Annotated in this window: 15 protein-coding genes; 8 read left to right on the forward strand and 7 right to left on the reverse strand. The window is 67.9% G+C overall.

All coding sequences use genetic code 11. The features are described 5' to 3' along the window. Window positions 1-78: 78 nt before the first annotated feature. Window positions 79-792, forward strand: a complete 714-nt coding sequence (locus HGBR_RS09295; protein WP_019159070.1) for a sulfite exporter TauE/SafE family protein — start codon at window positions 79-81, stop codon at window positions 790-792. 67 nt (window positions 793-859) lie between these two features. Here HGBR_RS09295 and HGBR_RS09300 read toward each other — a convergent pair whose 3' ends face one another. Next, a complete protein-coding gene (locus HGBR_RS09300; protein WP_019159071.1) occupies window positions 860-1489 on the reverse strand; it encodes a TetR/AcrR family transcriptional regulator in 630 nt (209 codons plus the stop codon). A 151-nt stretch (window positions 1490-1640) separates the two neighbouring features. Between HGBR_RS09300 and HGBR_RS09305 the strand changes: the two genes are divergently transcribed. The 3 genes from HGBR_RS09305 to HGBR_RS17315 all read left to right on the forward strand — a co-directional run bounded on the left by HGBR_RS09305 (window position 1641) and on the right by HGBR_RS17315 (window position 5932). Further along, window positions 1641-2507 carry a LysR family transcriptional regulator gene (locus HGBR_RS09305; protein WP_218915959.1) on the forward strand — a complete coding sequence of 289 codons (867 nt, stop codon included), beginning with the start codon at window positions 1641-1643 and terminating at the stop codon, window positions 2505-2507. 215 nt (window positions 2508-2722) lie between these two features. Then, window positions 2723-3850 (forward strand): TAXI family TRAP transporter solute-binding subunit, encoded by a 1128-nt coding sequence (locus HGBR_RS09310; protein ID WP_019159073.1) that lies wholly within the window; start codon window positions 2723-2725, stop codon window positions 3848-3850. 75 nt (window positions 3851-3925) lie between these two features. Then, the gene (locus HGBR_RS17315; RefSeq protein WP_019159074.1) at window positions 3926-5932 is read left to right on the forward strand and encodes a TRAP transporter permease; all 2007 of its coding nucleotides are present in this window, start codon (window positions 3926-3928) and stop codon (window positions 5930-5932) included. 96 nt (window positions 5933-6028) lie between these two features. Here the strand turns inward: HGBR_RS17315 and HGBR_RS09320 are convergent, their stop codons facing one another. Together HGBR_RS09320 and HGBR_RS09325 are read right to left on the reverse strand one after the other, a co-directional pair. After that, a complete protein-coding gene (locus HGBR_RS09320; protein WP_019159075.1) occupies window positions 6029-7222 on the reverse strand; it encodes a benzoate/H(+) symporter BenE family transporter in 1194 nt (397 codons plus the stop codon). 4 nt (window positions 7223-7226) lie between these two features. After that, window positions 7227-8612, reverse strand: a complete 1386-nt coding sequence (locus HGBR_RS09325; protein WP_019159076.1) for an FAD-binding oxidoreductase — start codon at window positions 8610-8612, stop codon at window positions 7227-7229. A gap of 335 nt (window positions 8613-8947) precedes the next feature. Here HGBR_RS09325 and HGBR_RS20805 point away from each other — a divergent pair, with 335 nt between their 5' ends. Next, entirely contained in the window at window positions 8948-9343 is a 396-nt protein-coding gene (locus HGBR_RS20805; protein WP_245533310.1) for an Ltp family lipoprotein, read from the forward strand. A 31-nt stretch (window positions 9344-9374) separates the two neighbouring features. Here HGBR_RS20805 and cutA read toward each other — a convergent pair whose 3' ends face one another. Next, entirely contained in the window at window positions 9375-9794 is a 420-nt protein-coding gene (gene cutA, locus HGBR_RS09335; protein WP_019159078.1) for a divalent-cation tolerance protein CutA, read from the reverse strand. Window positions 9795-9953: 159 nt separating this feature from the next. Between cutA and HGBR_RS09340 the strand changes: the two genes are divergently transcribed. Together HGBR_RS09340 and HGBR_RS09345 are read left to right on the forward strand one after the other, a co-directional pair. After that, window positions 9954-10523, forward strand: coding sequence for a TetR/AcrR family transcriptional regulator (locus tag HGBR_RS09340; RefSeq protein WP_019159079.1), 570 nt, complete (start codon window positions 9954-9956; stop codon window positions 10521-10523). A 26-nt stretch (window positions 10524-10549) separates the two neighbouring features. Continuing rightward, entirely contained in the window at window positions 10550-11212 is a 663-nt protein-coding gene (locus HGBR_RS09345; RefSeq protein WP_019159080.1) for a hypothetical protein, read from the forward strand. A gap of 29 nt (window positions 11213-11241) precedes the next feature. Here the strand turns inward: HGBR_RS09345 and HGBR_RS09350 are convergent, their stop codons facing one another. From HGBR_RS09350 to HGBR_RS17320, 3 genes are all read right to left on the reverse strand, one after another. Continuing rightward, window positions 11242-11751, reverse strand: coding sequence for a DUF4303 domain-containing protein (locus HGBR_RS09350; protein ID WP_019159081.1), 510 nt, complete (start codon window positions 11749-11751; stop codon window positions 11242-11244). After that, window positions 11751-12428 (reverse strand): hypothetical protein, encoded by a 678-nt coding sequence (locus HGBR_RS09355; RefSeq protein WP_019159082.1) that lies wholly within the window; start codon window positions 12426-12428, stop codon window positions 11751-11753. The genes HGBR_RS09350 and HGBR_RS09355 overlap by 1 nt, the downstream gene beginning before the upstream one ends. 102 nt (window positions 12429-12530) lie before the next feature. Continuing rightward, on the reverse strand, window positions 12531-15347 hold the full coding sequence (locus HGBR_RS17320) for a penicillin acylase family protein (RefSeq protein WP_019159083.1): 2817 nt from the start codon (window positions 15345-15347) through the stop codon (window positions 12531-12533). A gap of 146 nt (window positions 15348-15493) precedes the next feature. On the opposite strand from HGBR_RS17320, the gene HGBR_RS09365 reads away from it, so the two are divergent. Beyond that, entirely contained in the window at window positions 15494-16921 is a 1428-nt protein-coding gene (locus HGBR_RS09365) for a TIGR00366 family protein (protein ID WP_019159084.1), read from the forward strand. The last annotated feature ends 447 nt before the right edge of the window (window positions 16922-17368 follow it).

A 17368-nucleotide genomic window follows, 5' to 3' on the forward strand; every position in this document is an offset into this window, starting at 1 on the left:
GACGAGCCGACCACGGCCTCGGCGTAGGGTGGGAGGGTCCCGCACGATGAGCGTGCGCACCCTCCAGGAGACCGCACTGTGATCGAGTTCGTCGTCATCGGACTCGTCGTGCTGTTCGCCTCGTGCATGCAGGGGTCGATCGGGTTCGGCCTGGGCATGATCGCCTCTCCCCTGCTCGTCATCGTGCGGCCGGATCTTGTACCGGCGACGATCATCCTGCTGGCGATCAACATCTCCATCGCCGCGTTCCTGCGCGAACGGCGGCTGGTGGACTGGTCGGTCGTGCTGTGGGCGTCGATCGGGCGGATCCCCGGCATCGTCGCCGCGACGATCGCCGTCGCGACGTTCTCCCATACCGGCCTGTCGCTCACACTCGCGACCGCCGTGCTCATCGGTGTGGCGTTCACCCTCGTGGGGTGGAAGCCCGCGCCCAGCCGGCCGAACATGATGATCGCCGGGGCGGCCTCGGGCCTGTTCGGCACGTCGACGGGCATCGGCGGTCCGCCCATCGCGCTCATCATGCGGTCCGCGGACGGGTCGACCGCGCGGGCCACGATCAGCGCCTACTTCGTGGTGGGCAGCGTGCTGTCGCTCACCGGTCTGGCGGTGGGCGGGCAGCTGTCGCTCACCCACCTCCTCTACGCGGCGGGGTGGGCACCGTTCATGGTCGTGGGAATCCTGCTGTCCGGGTTCGTCATCAAGCGGGCGAGCACTCCGGTGCTGCAGGCGCTCGCGGCGGGCATCTCCGTCCTGGGCGCCCTCATCGTCATCGGGCAGGCGCTGCTGGGGTGAGGGCCGGTGTGGTCTGCCGGTGAGACTGCGGGCGATCCGCGGTGCGGCGGTCTTGCCTGCGGGGCGATCAGTCCGCGGAGGTCGGCCGGTCCTCCGGGTAGCGCATGTCGACGAGGAGTGCGGGCGTGACGGCGGGGCGTTCGCCCTCCGGCAGGGCCTCGATGACCTGATCGACGAGGGGCTGGACGAACAGCGAGCCCAGCTGGCGCACCATCGTCAGGAGGATCTGGTCGGAGCGGTCGCGGTCCGTGGAGACCAGACCGCGCTCGCGCATGTCGTCGACGCTCTCCGTCGCCATCTGGGTGAGCAGCACCAGCAGGCGGCCGCCGGGGAACGGGTGGAGGAGTTCGCGGCGCATGTAGTCGCGGATGTCCGGGTATTCGTCGACCAGCTCGCGGACGGCCACCTGGCGATCCGCCGCATTCGCTCCGGCTCCGCCCTTCTTCTCGTTGGCACGCTGCATCGCATCGACGAACTGGCGGGCGATCCAGCGCTCCAGCTCGTCGCGCAGACCCGTCTTGGACCCGAAGTGGTGCGGGATGAGGCCGACGGTGACCCTGGCCTCGGCGGCGATGGCCCGCAGCGGGGTCGCGGCGACCCCCTGGGCCGCGAACAGGTGGAGCGCTGCGGCGCGGATCCGCTCGACGCTCGCCAAGTCGCTGACGGGCGGCGGCTCCTCCGTGTGCGTGCCCTCCACTGCGTGTCCCTCCTGCCGGTCCGGATGCTTCCCGTGATTCTTCCACGGGTGGGGGCGTTTGGCGGGGAAGCGGCTGGACGGATGTTCAGGGTGCAGCGTTCGAAAGGACACGTTGTCCTTCGAACCGTGCCTATGATGGCGCATGTCACAGATGAGCCTGAAGCGCCTGTCGTATTTCGTGGCGCTGGCCGACACCCTGCACTTCGGCGGAGCCGCCGAGGCGATGGGTGTGTCGCAGCCGGCGCTCAGCGGTGAGATCAAGAAGCTGGAGGAGGAGCTGGGGATCATGCTCTTCACGCGCAAGCCTCGGCCTGCTCTCACCCGCGAGGGGAAGGCGCTCGTCAATCGGGCACGGACGCTCATGGCGGCCGTCGAACGATTCGAAGTCGAGGCACAGCAGCTGTCTCAAGGCGTGCAGGGCAGCGTGACGATCGGCTGCGTGCCCAGCTTCTTCCTGCGGGGCCTGCTGGACGTCGTCGCGGCGTTCGAGGAGACGTGGCCGGGCATCGCCATCCACCTCGTCGAGCTCAACACGACGACGCAGATGGAGCAGCTGTCCGTCGGCGCGATCGACATTGCGTGCTCCCACGCGCCGGGCCAGGGCTCGGAGCTACGGCGCGTGCGCGTTGCGAACGAGGAATTACGCCTGTGCGCGGCACCGGACAAGTTGGTGCGCAGCCTGGCGGACGCGCGGGATCTGCCCTTCGTGACAGTTAGGCGGGATGTATCGCCGGACTACTGGGAGAAGGCCGTCACCGTCTGCGGCATCGCAGACTTCGTGCCCCAGGTCCGCTACGAGACGATGACATGGGCCGCGGTGGTGTCGCTGGTCCGCAGCGGCCTGGGCTACTCCCTGTTGCCTGCGATCATCGCCGATCAGAATCCCGATCTCGTCGCGGCGGCGCATGTGTCCGATGACGTGCGGTCTCGTTCGTGGATCGTCATGCGGGAGTCGGACTCGACGAGCGCGGTGGGGCAGGTGTTCGACAGCCTCCACGATGCATTCGGGGGCCAGTGAGCGACATCGAAGACGAACGATAGTCGGTCTTCCGACTGATTGGGCGGCGCAATCTCGCGATAAGCAGAGCCGATCGATTGGCGCAATTCGACGCGTGACCGTGATCCGCGGGTCGTTCATTCCGACCTATGGTTTGTGACAGCGCTCATAAGCCGCGTGTGCGAGGAAGCACACGACCGGAGCGTGTCCCTCACAGAAACTCGAAGGAACGATCAATGAAGAAGCTCCTGGGAATCAGCTCTGCCATCCTCGCCTCCGGGCTCGTCCTCTCCGCCTGCGGCGGTGGTGGCGGCGAGACCGCGACGACCGAAGGTGGACTCCCCGCTCAGATGGCGTGGTCGACGTACGGAACGGGCACCTCCACATATGCGGACACCGCAGCCGTGGCCGAGGCGCTGACGTCCGGTGAGGGCGCGAACATCCGCATCATCCCCTCGGACACGGCGATCGGTCAGCTGACCCCGCTGCGCGAGGACCAGGCGATGTTCACCCGCACGGGAGACGCGTACATCTACGCGTTCGAGGCCGACCACGACTTCGCGGTCGAGAACTGGGGCCCGCAGGACGTGCAGGTGACGTGGGCGCCCACGGCCCCGCACAGCCTCCTCGTCAAAGCGGACTCCGGCATCGAGACACCGGCAGACCTCGAGGGCAAGAAGGTCCCGTGGGCCACGGCGAACCCCTCCGTGCAGAACAAGACAGAGGCCATCCTGGCCTACGGCGGTCTGACCAAGGATGACGTCGAATTGGTCGACATCAGCTACGGGGATCAGGCGGATGGTCTGAAGAACGGCCAGATCGATGCGGTCTACCAGCAGGTGTACGGTTCCTCGCTGTTCGAACTCGAGGCGACGACCGACGTGCAGTGGGTCGACATGTCGGAGACGGAGGGCGAGAAAGCGGATGCCGTCGAGGAGGTCGCGCCGTCGACTTTCATCGATTCATTCTCGAACGGGCCCGGCCAGGAGGACGGCGAGGAGGACAATGCCGTCTACTACTCCGTCCCCATGATCACGAAGACCAGCACAGACGCGGACACAGTTTACGAAGTGGTCAGCGCGCTTCATGAGAACTTCGACGCCTACAAGGATGTCACGCAGACCACGAAGGGGTGGAGCATCGACGAGGCGCAGGTCGAGCCGACCGAGGTTCCGTTCCACGAGGGGCTGGTCCGCTTCCTCGACGAGCAGGGCGTGTGGACCCAGGAGGCTCAGGAGAAGAATGACGAGCTCATTGAGCGCGGGGAAGCACTGCGCGCCGAATGGGAGGAGTACGTCGAGCAGGCTGACGAGATCAGCCACGAGGACTGGAACTCCTGGAAGGACGAGAACCTCTCCGACTGACGTAACTGCGGAAGCCGGTGCTCGACCGCTCTCCGGTCGGGCACCGGCTTCCGACCCTCACGGAATGGATACCCCATGTCTCAGCGCGTGAATCGCGGCACGAAGGTCGTCGTCATCGTCCTGACGGTGGCGGGAGTGCTCATCGCCCTCAACCAGGCGTTCTTCTGGAATCCCGGCGGATTCTCCCTCATGCAGAACTCGTACCTCTACTACATCCTCGCGTGCTTCCTGCCGATCGTCTTCCTCTGCTATCCGATCGCGAAGTCGCTCGAGGACAAGCCGTTGCCCTTCTACGACTCGGCCCTTGCGGCACTCGTCTTCGCCACGTGCGCCTACCTGGGCTACAACGGCGAGACGATCATCACGATGGGATGGGACTATTCCGCACCGACGCTGGCAACGGTCGCCTCATTCGTCCTGTGGGCGACCGTGCTGGAGGGGCTGCGTCGTACCGCCGGACTGGTCGTCACGATCATCGCACTGCTCTTCTCGCTCTACCCGCTCTTCGCAGCGAGTATCCCGATCAGCTTCATGCGCGGACTGTCGTTCGACCTGAAGACGACCGCACAGATCCACGCTCTGGGTGCTGATTCGATCCTGGGGCTGCCGCTCCAGGTGGGCGGTTCCATCCTGGTGGGGTTCCTCATGTTCGGCGTCGCGCTCCAACGGACCGGCGGGGCGGGCTTCTTCTTCGATCTGGCGCAGGCGGCGTTCGGCCGCTTCCGCGGCGGCTCCGCGAAGGTGTCCGTCATCTCGTCCGGCTTCATGGGAATGATGTCCGGCTCCGCCGTCTCGAACGTGCTGACGACCGGCCCCATGACGATCCCCGCGATGAAGCGCTCCGGGTTCAGCGGGAAGTACTCCGCCGGCATCGAGGCGACCGCGTCGACCGGCGGCACGATCACGCCGCCCATCATGGGTACCGCTGCGTTCCTCATGGTGTCCTTCGTGGGTGTGCCTTATGCGGAGATCGCACTGGCCGCGGCCATTCCGGCAGCCCTGTACTTCCTGGGCATCTTCGTGCAGATCGACGCCTACTCCGCGAAGTCCGGCCTGCGCGGTCTGCAGCAGTCCCTGCTGCCACGGATCGGCAGGGTGCTCCTGACCGGCTGGCCGTACCTGGCCGCGCTGGTGGGACTCATCGCGATCCTCATGGTTTACCAGAACGAAGTCCAGGCACCGTACTTCGTCATCGCGTTCCTGCTGTTCGTCGAGATCGTGAAATTCGCGTTGAGCCACGATCTGCGGAAGACGCCGGGACTCATCTATGAGTTCCTCTTCTCCTCCGGCAAGACGATCGGAGAGATCATCGGCATCATCGCCGGAGTGGGCCTCATCGTGGGCGGGCTGTCGATGACGGGCGTGTCCCTGTCGCTGGCCCGCGAGCTCGTCGCCGCCGTGGGCGGCAGCATGATCCTCATCCTCATCGCGGGCGCCATCACATCGTTCGTCCTGGGCATGGGCATGACCGTGTCCGCGGTCTATGTCTTCCTGGCGATCGTCATGGCTCCGGCGCTCGTGCAGTTGGGCATCAACCCGATCGCCGCACACCTCTTTGTCATCTACTGGGCGACCGTCTCCTACATCACGCCGCCGGTGGCCCTGGCGTCGTTCGCCGCGGCGAACATCGCGAAGACACCGCCCATGTCGACATCGCTGATCGCGATGCGCTTGGGGGCGGTCAAGTACATCATCCCGTTCGCGTTCGTCTTCAACCCGGCACTGCTGGCACAGGACGCGAGCGGCCTGGAGATCGCGTACACGTTCGTGTTCGCGATCATCGGAGTTTTCTTCCTGGGCTGCGCGTTCGAGGGCTGGTTCATCGGTGTCGAGCGACGGATGCACGCGATCACCCGGGTCGTTCTGGCTGCGGCGGGCCTCGCGTCTCTCGCTCCGGAACTCGTCTCCAGCCTCACCGGCCTGGCCGTCGGCGCAGCGGTCATGGTGCTCACCCGGTTCGTCAACGCGGGTGGGGCACCCAGCGAGGCCGTCTCCTTCGACGACACGCAGGTCGCCGAGGCTCTGTCCCACCCCGACGACGACCTCGCCGAGACGGACGAGGCGAAGCCCCAGCCCATCTGAGCTCCGCTCCCCGTCAGGGGGTCTTCCGCGCGGTGTGCCCACCTGCTTGTAGCAGGTGGGCACACCGCGTACTCGCACCCCGCGGAGTCGCGTACGTCAAACCTCGCGACGACCCAGGCGCAGCACGCCGCGGACCACCAGTCCAGCCAGCAGCGCCCAGAAGGTGGAGCTGATGCCGCCGATCGTGATGCCGGACGCCACCACCGCGAACGTGACGACGGCAGGCAGAAGATCCTCGGTGTTCTCAAGAGACGCTTTGAGCGAGGAGGCGAACGTGCCCAGCAGGGCGAGGCCCGCGACGGCGAGGATGACGCCCTCGGGTGCGAGTGTCACGAGTGCTCCGAACGCGGCGGCGCCGATCCCGATGAGGATCGCGAGGACGCCGGAGGTGAGGCTCGCGATCCAGCGGCGGTCGCGGTGGGGGCCGGCCTCGGGCCCGGCGGTCAGAGCCGCACTGATCGCAGCGAGGTTGATGCCGTGCCCGCCGGCAGGTGCCGCGAGAACCGAGCCCACGCCGGTGAGGACGATGGCGGGCCGCCATGGCACGTCCCAGCCCAGACCTTTCATGACCGCCATGCCGGGTACGTTCTGGGATGCCATCGTCACGAGGTAGAGCGGAAGGCCCAGGCCCACGACGGCCGACAGTGTGAACTGGGGGACGACGAAGTCGAGCCGCGGGACGAGGGAGGCGACTTCGACCTCGGCGTCGGTGGTCACGACGTGGATGACGACGACCGCGGCCGCGACGAGGAAGGCGGCGGGCACGGCCCAGCGCGGGAAGAACCGCATGCCCAGCAGCCAGACGGCGATGACGGGGAGGACTCCGGCGGGATTCTCGACCGCCCCGGTGATGGGGGCCAGGCACAGCTGGAGGAGCACGCCGGCGAGCATCGCCTGCGCGACCGAGGTGGGGATGCGGGCGATGAGCGCGCCCAGCGGCGGGATGAGGCCCGTGAGGACGATGAGCAGACCGGCCACGAGGAAGGCACCGACCGCTGCGGGCCAGCCGCCCTCGACCGCACCGGTCGTCACGAGGAGTGCGGCACCCGGCGTCGACCACGCGACCGTGATGGGGATGCGCGTCCACCCCGCCAGGATGACCGTGCCCACACCCATGAGGACGGTGACGGCCATGAGGCCGCTGGACGCGTGCTGGGGCGTGGCGCCCACTGCCACGAGGCCCGTGAGGACGACGACGAACGAGCTGGTGAACGCGACGAGCGCGGAGACGACCCCGGCGGTCAGGGGTTGGGCGAGGGAGGGTTGCGTGGGTTGAGCGGGCTGGTCCACGGGGTCAGATGTCTGCGAGCATCTTGCCCGGGTTGAGGATGCCGCGCGGATCCAGGGCCTCCTTGACCGCACGCTGCGCCCAGCGGGAGCCCTCGTCGAGCTCCTGCGCCAGCCAGCCCTTCTTGAGATAGCCCACGCCGTGCTCGCCGGTGATCGTGCCGCCTAGGTCCAGGCCGATCTGCATGATCTCCTCGAACGCCTGCTCCGCCGTCGCGGTCTGCTGCTCATCCTGCGCGTCGAAGAAGACGGACGGGTGGGTGTTGCCGTCCCCCGCGTGCGCGACGAGCGCGATCGTCAGCCCGGTCGAGTCCCGCAGTGCGTCCAGCCGATCGCAGAACTCCGGCATCGCCGCACGCGGCACGCACACGTCGTCCAGCAGCTGACCGCCGCCGTGGGCGTGTGCGAACTTCTCGTACGCCGGCTGGATCGACCTGCGGGCCGCGACCAGAGCGGCGGAGTCCGCGGGATCGTCGGAGACGGCGACGTCCAGGGCGCCCGCGGCCTCGGCGACGGCCTGGAAGGAGGCGAGCATGTCCGCAGCCTGGGCCGGCTGGTCGAACTGGACCAGCAGCATCGAACTCGCGTCCGCGTCCAGGCCGAAGTCGCCGTACGCGTTGAGCATCTGGATGCTGGCGCGGTCGAGAAACTCGAAGAGGCTGGGCTGGCCGCCGGCGGCCATGAAGTCCGCGACCGTCTGCAGGCCGGAGCGCTCGTCCGGGAAGACGGCGACCGCCGTGACCGGGTCGGGGATGAGCGGGATGAGGCGGAGGGTGGCCTCGACGACGATGCCCAGGGTGCCCTCGGATCCGATGAACAGGCCGCGCATGTCGAGGCCCGCCACACCCTTCGCGGTGCGGGGGCCGAAGGTGGTGAGAGTGCCGTCGGCCAGGACGACGTCGATGCTGCGGACGAAATCGCGGGTCACCCCGTACTTCACGCAGCACAGACCGCCCGCGTTCGTCGCGATGTTGCCGCCGATCGACGAGATCCCCACGGAGCCCGGATCCGGCGGGTACGACAGGCCGAACGACCGCAGGTGGTCCTTGAGGTCCTGGTTGATGATGCCCGGCTGGACGCGGACGGTGCGCTCGGAGGTGTTGACCTCCAGGACGTCCTTCATACCCGCAACGCTCAGGAGGATCGAGCCCTCCGTGGCGTTCGCTCCCCCGGAGATGCCGCTGCGGGCACCCTGCGGGACGACCGGGATGCGGTGCTCATGGGCGAAGCGGACCGTGGCCTGGACGTCCTCGACCGTCTTCGCCCGCACCAGCGCGATCGCACCGTCGTGCGGGCAGAAGAGCGCCTCGTCCTTCGAGTGCGCGGCGACGACGTCCGGGTCGGTCGTCAGGGCGCCGTCGGTCAGCTGCGCTGCGAGCGTCTGCAGGTCCATGGATCTCCTTCGCGTGGGGCTGGGGCCATTGTTCCACCGCGCTGGTCAGGCGGGGTGCGCGGGGCGAATGAGGTGGCGAACGGTGCTTCTGCCCGATGAACTTGAAGGTTCAACTTCTGCTGTATGATCATCGGGATCTCTCTCGAAAATCGGCGCATATGTCGCGCCGATCCTCCTGGACCAGGAACCCCGCAGTGACATACCGTCCCCTCGTTGCGCTCAGCTCTCTTGCCCTCCTCACTCTCGCAGGCTGCGGCGCCGCCGACTCGAGCTCACAGCTGCCCGTTCCCGTCGAGACGGTCACCGTGACTGCGGAGGCAGAGCCCGCTCCCACCGTGACGGTCACAGTCACTGCTGATCCGGACGATGACGTCGAGGCGCAGGATGTGTCTGCGGAGAGCGCAGATTCCGCAGGCGGGGCCCGGTCGTCAGTGCAGAGCGACGAGACGTCCGGACAGCGCAACGCGCGGAAGTCCGCGGAGTCCTACCTCGAATACAGCGCCTTCTCGCGCGAGGGGCTCATCGAGCAGCTCGAGTACGAGGAGTTCAGCCGGGCTGATGCCGAGTACGCGGTCGACGCCGTCAACGCAGACTGGAACGAGCAGGCCGTCAAGTCTGCGGAGTCGTACCTCGAATACAGCTCCTTCTCGCTGAGCGGGCTCATCGATCAGTTGGAGTACGAGGGCTTCACCCCGTCACAGGCCGAGTACGGAGCGAACCAGGCCTACTGAGCACCCTGCCTGCTGACGCGCTCGCACCGTCTCACACCTGCGGCTGGACCGACTCCCGGATCCAAGTGAGGTAGTCCTCGCTGCCGTCGACGATCGGCTGGACGATGAACTCCGGCTCGTCGTACGGGTGGCGCTGGGCGATGTGGTCGCGCAGGGGGCCGGCGGCGGCCTCGGCGGTGGTCTTGACGGTCAGCAGCCACTCCGGAACGTTGTGCACCTGGCCCTGCCAGCGGTAGTAGCTGCGGACCTGGGCGACCTGCACGCACGCGGCCAGGCCCTGTTCGATGAGGGCGGAGGCGAGCGCCTCCGCGGCCTCAGCCGAAGCGACGGTCGTCTGCGCCGTCACGCAGTCCGGCAGATCGCGACTCGAGGCCTCCCGCGCGCTCCCGTCGACGGGAGCGGCAGCATCCTGCTGGGCCTGCGGTTCCGGGGTGGAGGGGTTCATCGACATCACTGATCCTGTTCGCCGAGGTCCGATTCGATCAGGCAGCCCGCAACGCGTCCGCGCCCGGGCAGGGCCTCGCCTGCAGTGTAGTGATTGGCTCTTGCGCATTGCGGCTAACGCCATTAGCTTTGAAGCTATGAACAGTCGCACTCGGTCGGCCAACTGATGGCTCGCGCCGGACTCACGCGCGACGCGGTCGTCGACATCGCGCTCACGATCGTGGACTCCGACGGCTCGGACGCGTTGTCGCTCCGCGCCGTCGCCGAGCACGCACGCGTGGCCCCGCCGTCTCTCTACAAGCACATCGCGGGACTCCCGGCCTTGCGCACACAGGTGTCGATCCGCGTCCTGGACGAGCTCACCGCCGCGCTCACGCAGGCTGCGATCGGTCGCAGCGGGCCCACCGCCGTCGCCGCGCTCCTGCACGCCTACCGCGCGTACGCGGTCGCCCATCCCGCCCGCTACGCCGCCGTCCCCGCGGACCCCCTGCACGACCCCGCTCTCGCGGAGGCCGCCGGCCGGCAGCTGGCCGTCATCCAGACGGTGCTGCAGGGGTGCGGGATCACCGGCGCAGAGGCCGTCCACACCATCCGCGGCCTGCGCGCCGTGGTGCACGGGTTCGCCCACATCGAGGCCGCAGGCGGGTTCGGCCTGTCCGAGGACGTGGACGAGAGCTTCGACCGACTCGTCCGAACGTTCACCGCGGCACTGCCTGAGGATCAGCACACCGCCTGAGGACCACAGACCCCTGAGGAGTCATCATGGTCAGTCCCACCGCCACCCACGGATCCGTCGCCCGCTTCACGTCCGCGTGCCTCCTCATCGCCGCACTCCTCTTCGCCGCGTTCCCGCTGCTGCGCCCCTGGGGTGACAAGGACGGCACGAGCGCCGGCCTGATCGACGCGATGGCCTCACCTCTGTGGGTCGTCGCGCACTGTGCAGGCGCCTTCGGCTTCGTCGCCCTGACTCTCGCCGCGGTCGGTCTGCGCGATCTCCATCGCGGCACTCCCGGCCAGCGGGGTGCGAGGATCGGCGCACTCGTGCTGGCCGTGGGGTCCGGAGGCACGCTTCTGTACTACGGCGCGGAGACCTTCGCCCTCCACGCCCTCGCCGCCTCCCCCACGGATCAGACGGAGGCACTCATCGCCGCCGTCCGCGAAGGCACCACCCAGCTCACCCTCTTCGGCGTGGGGCTCCTCCTCGTCGCCGCCGGTGCGACCCTGCTGGCGCTCGCCGTACAGCGCGGCGGCGCGCTCCCCCGCTGGAGCGCCGTCCCACTGGCCATCGTTGTGGCGCTCTACCTCCCGCAGTTCTTCGCAACCCCAGGAGTGCGGGTGGCGCACGGAATCGTCTTGGCGACCTCGGCGGTGTGGATGGCAGTCGCAGTCCTGCGCAGCGGACGCGAGGCACGCGTCAGCGGGTAGGCCGTGACGCAGTCCGGTCAGGACTGTGCCTACTCCTCGAGGCCTAAGAACTCGACGAGTTCGGGGCGGCAGTCCTCGCCGTTGAGCCGGACGTTCCAGTCGCACTGCGTGGCTTCGTCGCCGCCATCCGTCACGAGGACGACGCGGATCGCCTGGGGCGAGCGCGCGAAGAATCCCTCATCGACAAGCTGTGCCATCGCATCGACGACTGCAGACCAGACCGTCTCGCGGTGAGCGGCGATGTCGCTGTCGTCCAGTGCTTCGATCGCCTGGTTCGCGGCGGGCACGAGGTCGCTGTCGATGTCGTCTTCATCCGGCAGGTCCCACTCGTCCGGGTTCCAGACGTAGCTAGAGGCGTACTTCGGGTCTTCCGCGACCTGCTCGTCTCGCGCGGAGCGCGTGTGCGCCGCCAGGTAGAGCGAGCTCGCGTCACTGTCACTGCAGACGCCGTACCCGACGATCTCACCGGCGTCGCGCCCGGCGATCAGCGGGGTGAAGCCTGCGGCGAACGCCTCGTGCAGGGTGGTGGTCAGTGTCATCAGTCGTCTCCTTCCTTCTCATCCGTGGAGAAGATGAGCCGCTCTGAGCCATCCGTGTCGCCCCATTCGACGATCCGCGTCACGTCACCGCCGCGCATCTCCACCCCCGACCACGTCGGCATCATGAGAGCCCGGGCGGCCGAGGGGTGCACCTGCGCCACCTTCCACGCGGGCACGAACGCGACCTCCTCCTTGGGGACCATGTCGCCGAAGTCCCAGTCGACGGGGATCATCATCCAGCCCGAGAACTGCTCCACGCCGGTGTCCAGCCGCTGGATCCTGAAGTCCTCGAAGTCCTCCCACCCCGGGGCCGCCAGCACGTCCTGCCAGAAGTGCACCTCTTCCGCAGGCTCCCCGCAGTTCCGGGCGAAGCTCATCTGCTGCGCGTACGTGTAGATCGCCATGGTGAGGTCCTGTGTGCGCTCGTTCGCGGCGTCCCCCTGATAGTCGGGGGTGCGCAGCGTCATGACGCCGGCGTTCTCCTCGCCCGGGAGGTCCTCGACGAAAATCGGACCCCACCCGTACTGCATGGTGTAGCCGTCGTACAACCGGTCGCTGTGCTGCTCAAACGAGTAGAGGATCTCCTCAAGCTGATAGGCGAAAGCCTCTGCGATGCTCGCCCGCACCCGGTGCTCGCCGATCTGGCGCTCTGCCCCGACGTACTCTCCGAACTCCATGCGCCGCTCCTCTGTCTGGTCTGTCTGCAGATTCCCACTGCGCATCAGACTACGGAGAGATCGCGCGTGCGGCGGGCACCTGCAGGTGACGATTCCGGAACATCACGGGGTGAGCGTCAGCGAGTCCTCCTCCGCGCGGTCGACCGCTTCCGGCGAGTACGTCCACGCGTACTGGTCGCCTGTCGCCCAGCCCTCCGCCTGATCGCGGTAGTGCGGGTGGAAGGCATGGCCGCTCTGGCCGGTGAGGTTCTGCCACGTCGAGGCGTCCCAATCCCCCACGTCCACGACCATTCGCAGCGACGGCACCGTCGTCGTCGCATACCCCTCGTCCATGTCCCAGCCGGTCGCGTTCACGACGCCGGAGCCACCGCCCGTCTCCACGGGGCCCCGGTTGAACAGCGCCTCGATGGGAGCGATCCCGCTGGTGCCGAACGACTGGTGCGTGAGCGGCAGCGCGTGCAGTTCGCCCCAGTTCCAGTCCTCCGGATCACTGCCCTGCAGATCCGTGAGCTCCACGAGCGCCTCCTGCGCCGCCTCCCGCAGCAGCGACTGACGGTCGTCTCCCCACCACAGGCCGTCCTCGTCCTCCAGCTGCTGCTCCAGGAACACCGCCAGCCGTGACTGGTCATCCCGGGCAATCGTGGGCTGGACCACCGTGCCGCCCGCATCCGCGGCTGCACCCGCCTCGACTGACTCGCCATCGCCGTCGTCCTCAGCCTGCTCCGACTCCGGAGTCACGAGGGATCCGTGCGTCTCGATCATCCTGCCCAACAGGTTCGACCACAGCACGTTCGCATACGCCGCTGCCGCCGAGTCCGCATCATTCTGCCCGTCCCACTCCCCCAGCAGAGCGAGCGCCTCCGCCACGTCCTCGTCGTCCACGTCCAACCCGTCGTAGGCGCTCTGCAGTGACTCCGCGGCCGGCATCCTGTTGTCCATCTGGATCGCGGCCATGTCCGCAGCGCTCACCGGCCCCGCCTCGATCGCATCCTCGACCAGCTCGACGATCCGGTCCGCCCGGTACCCGTAGTCCCAGTCGCGGCTGAGGAAGTAGTCGTAGTCGTCGTTCACGATCGCGTTGTTCGCCGTCACGATGTACCCCGAGTCCGGGTTGTACACCACCGGCAGCTCCTCGAACGGGATGAACCCCTGCCAGTCGTACGCGCTGTCCCAGCCCGGCTGCGGCAGCCAGCCGTCGCCCTCACCGCGGATGGGCAGCCGTCCCGGCGCCTGGTACCCGATGTTCCCGTCCGTGTCCGCGTAGATGAGGTTCTGCGCCGGCACGTCGAACAGCGCGGCCGCCTGCCGGAAGTCCGCGAAGTCGCCCGCCGTGTTGAGCGCGAAGATCGCCTGCGCCGTCGTCCCGGCGTCCAGCGCCGTCCACCGCAGGCTCACGTCGTACAGGTTCTCGTACCCGCCTGCGTCGCCGCCCGCTTCGGACCCCGCTCCCGAGGCCGCAGTCCCCGTGTTCTGCACGCCCGCCTGCTCGTCCGGCCCGGAAGGAGACTCCTGCTCGTCGTCCTGGGTCGCCTCCAGGACGGGGTCCGCGACCGGCGGGATCTGGAGGTCCGTGAACTCCGGCGTCAGTCCGTCCAGCACCGGGCCGTGCACGGTCTCGCGGATCTCCAGCTCGACGTCCTCACCGCCGGCGACCTCGATCGTCTCCGTCCGCACGTCGAAGGGGACGGATTCGCCGTCGCGCTCGTACCCGTCGTCCGTCCGCCGTTCCAGGTAGAGGTCCGCCACATCCGTCGTCAGGTTCGTGAAGCCCCACGCCACCTGCTGGTTGTGGCCGATGACGATGCCGGGCAGGCCGGAGAAGCTGTACCCGCCCACATCGAACGGGCACTCGTCCGTCACCTCCGCGCACCGCAGCTGCATCTGCGTCCACACGGACGGCAGCGCCGCGCCCAGGTGCGGGTCGTTCGCCAGCAGCGGCGCGCCCGTCTCCGTGCGCGAACCTGCGACCACCCACGAGTTCGAGCCGATCCCCTCCCCCGCACCGCCCACCAGCGCATCGACCTGCGTCAGCAGATCCGTGAGGGCGGAGAAGTCGACGCTCTCTGCGGAGCCGGCCTCGGCCTCGGCGGCGGTGCCCTCAGCCGGATCGCCCGCGGGAGCCGGGATGTCCGGGTCCGTCACGCGGGAGCCGTCCGGGTCCTCCGCGAGGATGACCGGGTGGTCGTCGAAGGGGTAGTCCGGGTAGAGATCCGCCAGGCGGTCCGCCTCCAGGTGCGGGGTGAGGAGGGCGCGGGCGGTCTCGTCCTCGATGTTCGTGCGCAGGTCCCACGCCATCGCCTTGAGCCAGGCGACGGAGTCCGCGGGAGTCCAGGGCTGGGGCTCGTAGCCGCGGTTCTGCAGGCCCAGGATCGTGTACTCGAGGGCCAGACCGCCGCCCGAGCGCTCCTCCAGGTACGCGTTCACCCCGGCGGCGTATGCCTCGTAGTAACCGCGGGCATCCTCAGGCAGAGCGTCGACCTCCTCCTGAGCCGTGCGGTGCCAGCCCAGCGTGCGGAGGAAGGAGTCGGTGGGGACCTGGGACTCGCCGAAGAGCTCCGACAGGCGCCCCGCGGTCATGTGCCGGCGGAAGTCCATCTCCCAGAATCGGTCCTGCGCGTGGACGTATCCCTGGGCGCGGAACAGGTCGTCCGTGCTGGTGGCGGTGAGGGTGGGGATGCCGTGACCGTCGCGCTGGACGGTGACGTCCGCGGCGAGACCGTCGACGGCGACGGTCCCGTCCGTCTGCGGGAAGGCGCGGTTGACGGACCAGACGAGGACGGCCGAGACCACGACGGCGAGTGCGACGGCGGCTGCGAGCGCACCCAGGAGCACGCGCCGCAGGACGAGGAGGAGACGGCCCGTGCGCGTCCGACCGGAGTCCGTCGTGTACTCTGATCGACGGTGTGACGCAGGACTCATTCCTTGATCGTACTGCACATATCCGCCCTGGTCAGTGGGGACACAGCAGTACCCGCGGTCGTGACCTGCGGGCGGTGCGGGTGCAGGCCGTGCTTTCGTGGGATCGCGTCGCACCATTCGTGTTCGACCCGACTCCTGGAGAAACCATGACCTCCCCCGCCTCCACTCCGCAGAAGCAGCGGTTCATCGACCGCTACCTCGCCTGGTTCGTCCGCTGGATGCCCGACTCGTTCGTCATCTGCCTGGCCCTCACACTGCTGGTCGCGGTGCTGGCGGCCATCTTCACAGACACCCCCGTCTGGTCCGGCGACCCGGAGGCGGTCTCGCTGGTGGGCGCCTGGACCGGAGCGTTCTGGAACCTGCTCGAGTTCACGATGCAGATGGTCGTGCTGCTGGCGACCGGCACTGCGGTCGCCACCTCGCCGCCGGCCAAGCGCGTCCTGGCACGACTCGCGGGTCTGCCCCGCAACCGCGCGCAGGTCATCATCCTGGGCAGTGTCGTCGCAGGCGGACTGGGCTTCGTCCACTGGGGCCTGGGCATGATGGGCGGCATCGTCCTGGGCAAGGAGCTGCTGGTCCAGGCCAAGCGCAACGGCATCAAGATCCACGCGCCCGTCCTGGTCGCCGCGCTCTTCACCGCCTTGGTGCCGGGTGCCGCCGGCATGTCCGGTGCGGCGGTCCTCTACGCGGCCACACCCGACTACCTGCGCAGCCTGGTGCCGGAGTCGCACGTCGAGCAGACGCCCGTGTCCGTGCCGCTCACGGACACCGTGGTGCGCCTGGACTTCGGCCTGCTGCTGCTCGTGTGCATGATCATCGGCATCACGTTCATGCTCCTCATGCACCCCAAGGACGATGCGCCCATGACGGACGTCGAGCCGGAGGTCCTCGAGGCCGCCGCCGCGTCCGCGAAGGTCACAGTCCCCCGCGACACCCCCGCGCAGAAGGCGAATGCCAGCCGCTGGATCATGTACCTGGTGGGCGGCGTGGGCCTCATCTTCAGCATCCTGCACATCGTGTCCGTGGGCGTGGCCGGGCTGGACCTCAACGCGTACAACTTCCTGTTCCTCAGCTTGGGCGTCGTCCTGTGCGCCAACTGGGGACCCGAGTACTACGCCGGCCTGGTGCGCGACGGCATCGCCGGCACGTGGGGCTTCATCCTGCAGTTCCCGTTCTACGCGGGCATCTTCGGCCTCATCGGGGCGACGGGACTGGGCATCGTCATCTCGAACGCGTTCACGGCGATCTCGACCGCGACGACATGGCCGGTCATCGCCTTCCTGTACTCCGGCCTGCTGAACATCGCCGTGCCGTCCGGCGGGTCGAAGTTCGTCATCGAGGCGCCCTACATCATCCCCACGACGATCGACCTGAACGCGGACCTGGGCCTCATCATGCAGGCCTACCAGATGGGCGATGCGGTCACGAACCTGCTCATCCCGTTCTTCGCACTGCCGTACCTGGCGAACTACAAGCTGAAGTTCAGTTCCGTCGTGGGGTACACCGTGCCTCCGGTGCTCATCATGCTGGTCGTCGTGTGCCTCTACCTGCTGGGGATGGCCGCCCTGCGGTGAGGGGTGGCGGGTGGGGTGCGGGGAGTGAGCTCTCGTCACCTACGTACGACGTTTCTCGCGTTCTGCATGAAAGAGAACATGCACAACGCGAGATTCGTTCGCCGGACCCCGGGACGCCCATCTCCATACGACGGTTCTCGCGATGTACATGGATAGGAACATGTACATAGCGAGAACCGTTTCAAGGGGACTGGAGGCGCAGCGCCCAGCGGCGGTCAGCGGGAACGGCCTGTTCTGCGATGAGGAGGTCCCGTCCGGCGGTGAGGCGCCCCACCCGGAAAGACAGCGGGAGTCGCGAACTGCAGTGCCGTGGCGTTGTGTGCTGTCTCAGGACATAGTGCATCGTCGGGTCTCAAGACATAGTGCACAGGTGAGTCTGTCAAGCCCCGAGTTTTGTAGAGGGATTTCTATCTGGAAATTGATGACAACGCCCGAGCAGGCAGCTGC

Origin of the sequence: Brevibacterium senegalense, assembly GCF_000285835.1 — a bacterium.
Classification (GTDB): domain Bacteria; phylum Actinomycetota; class Actinomycetes; order Actinomycetales; family Brevibacteriaceae; genus Brevibacterium; species Brevibacterium senegalense.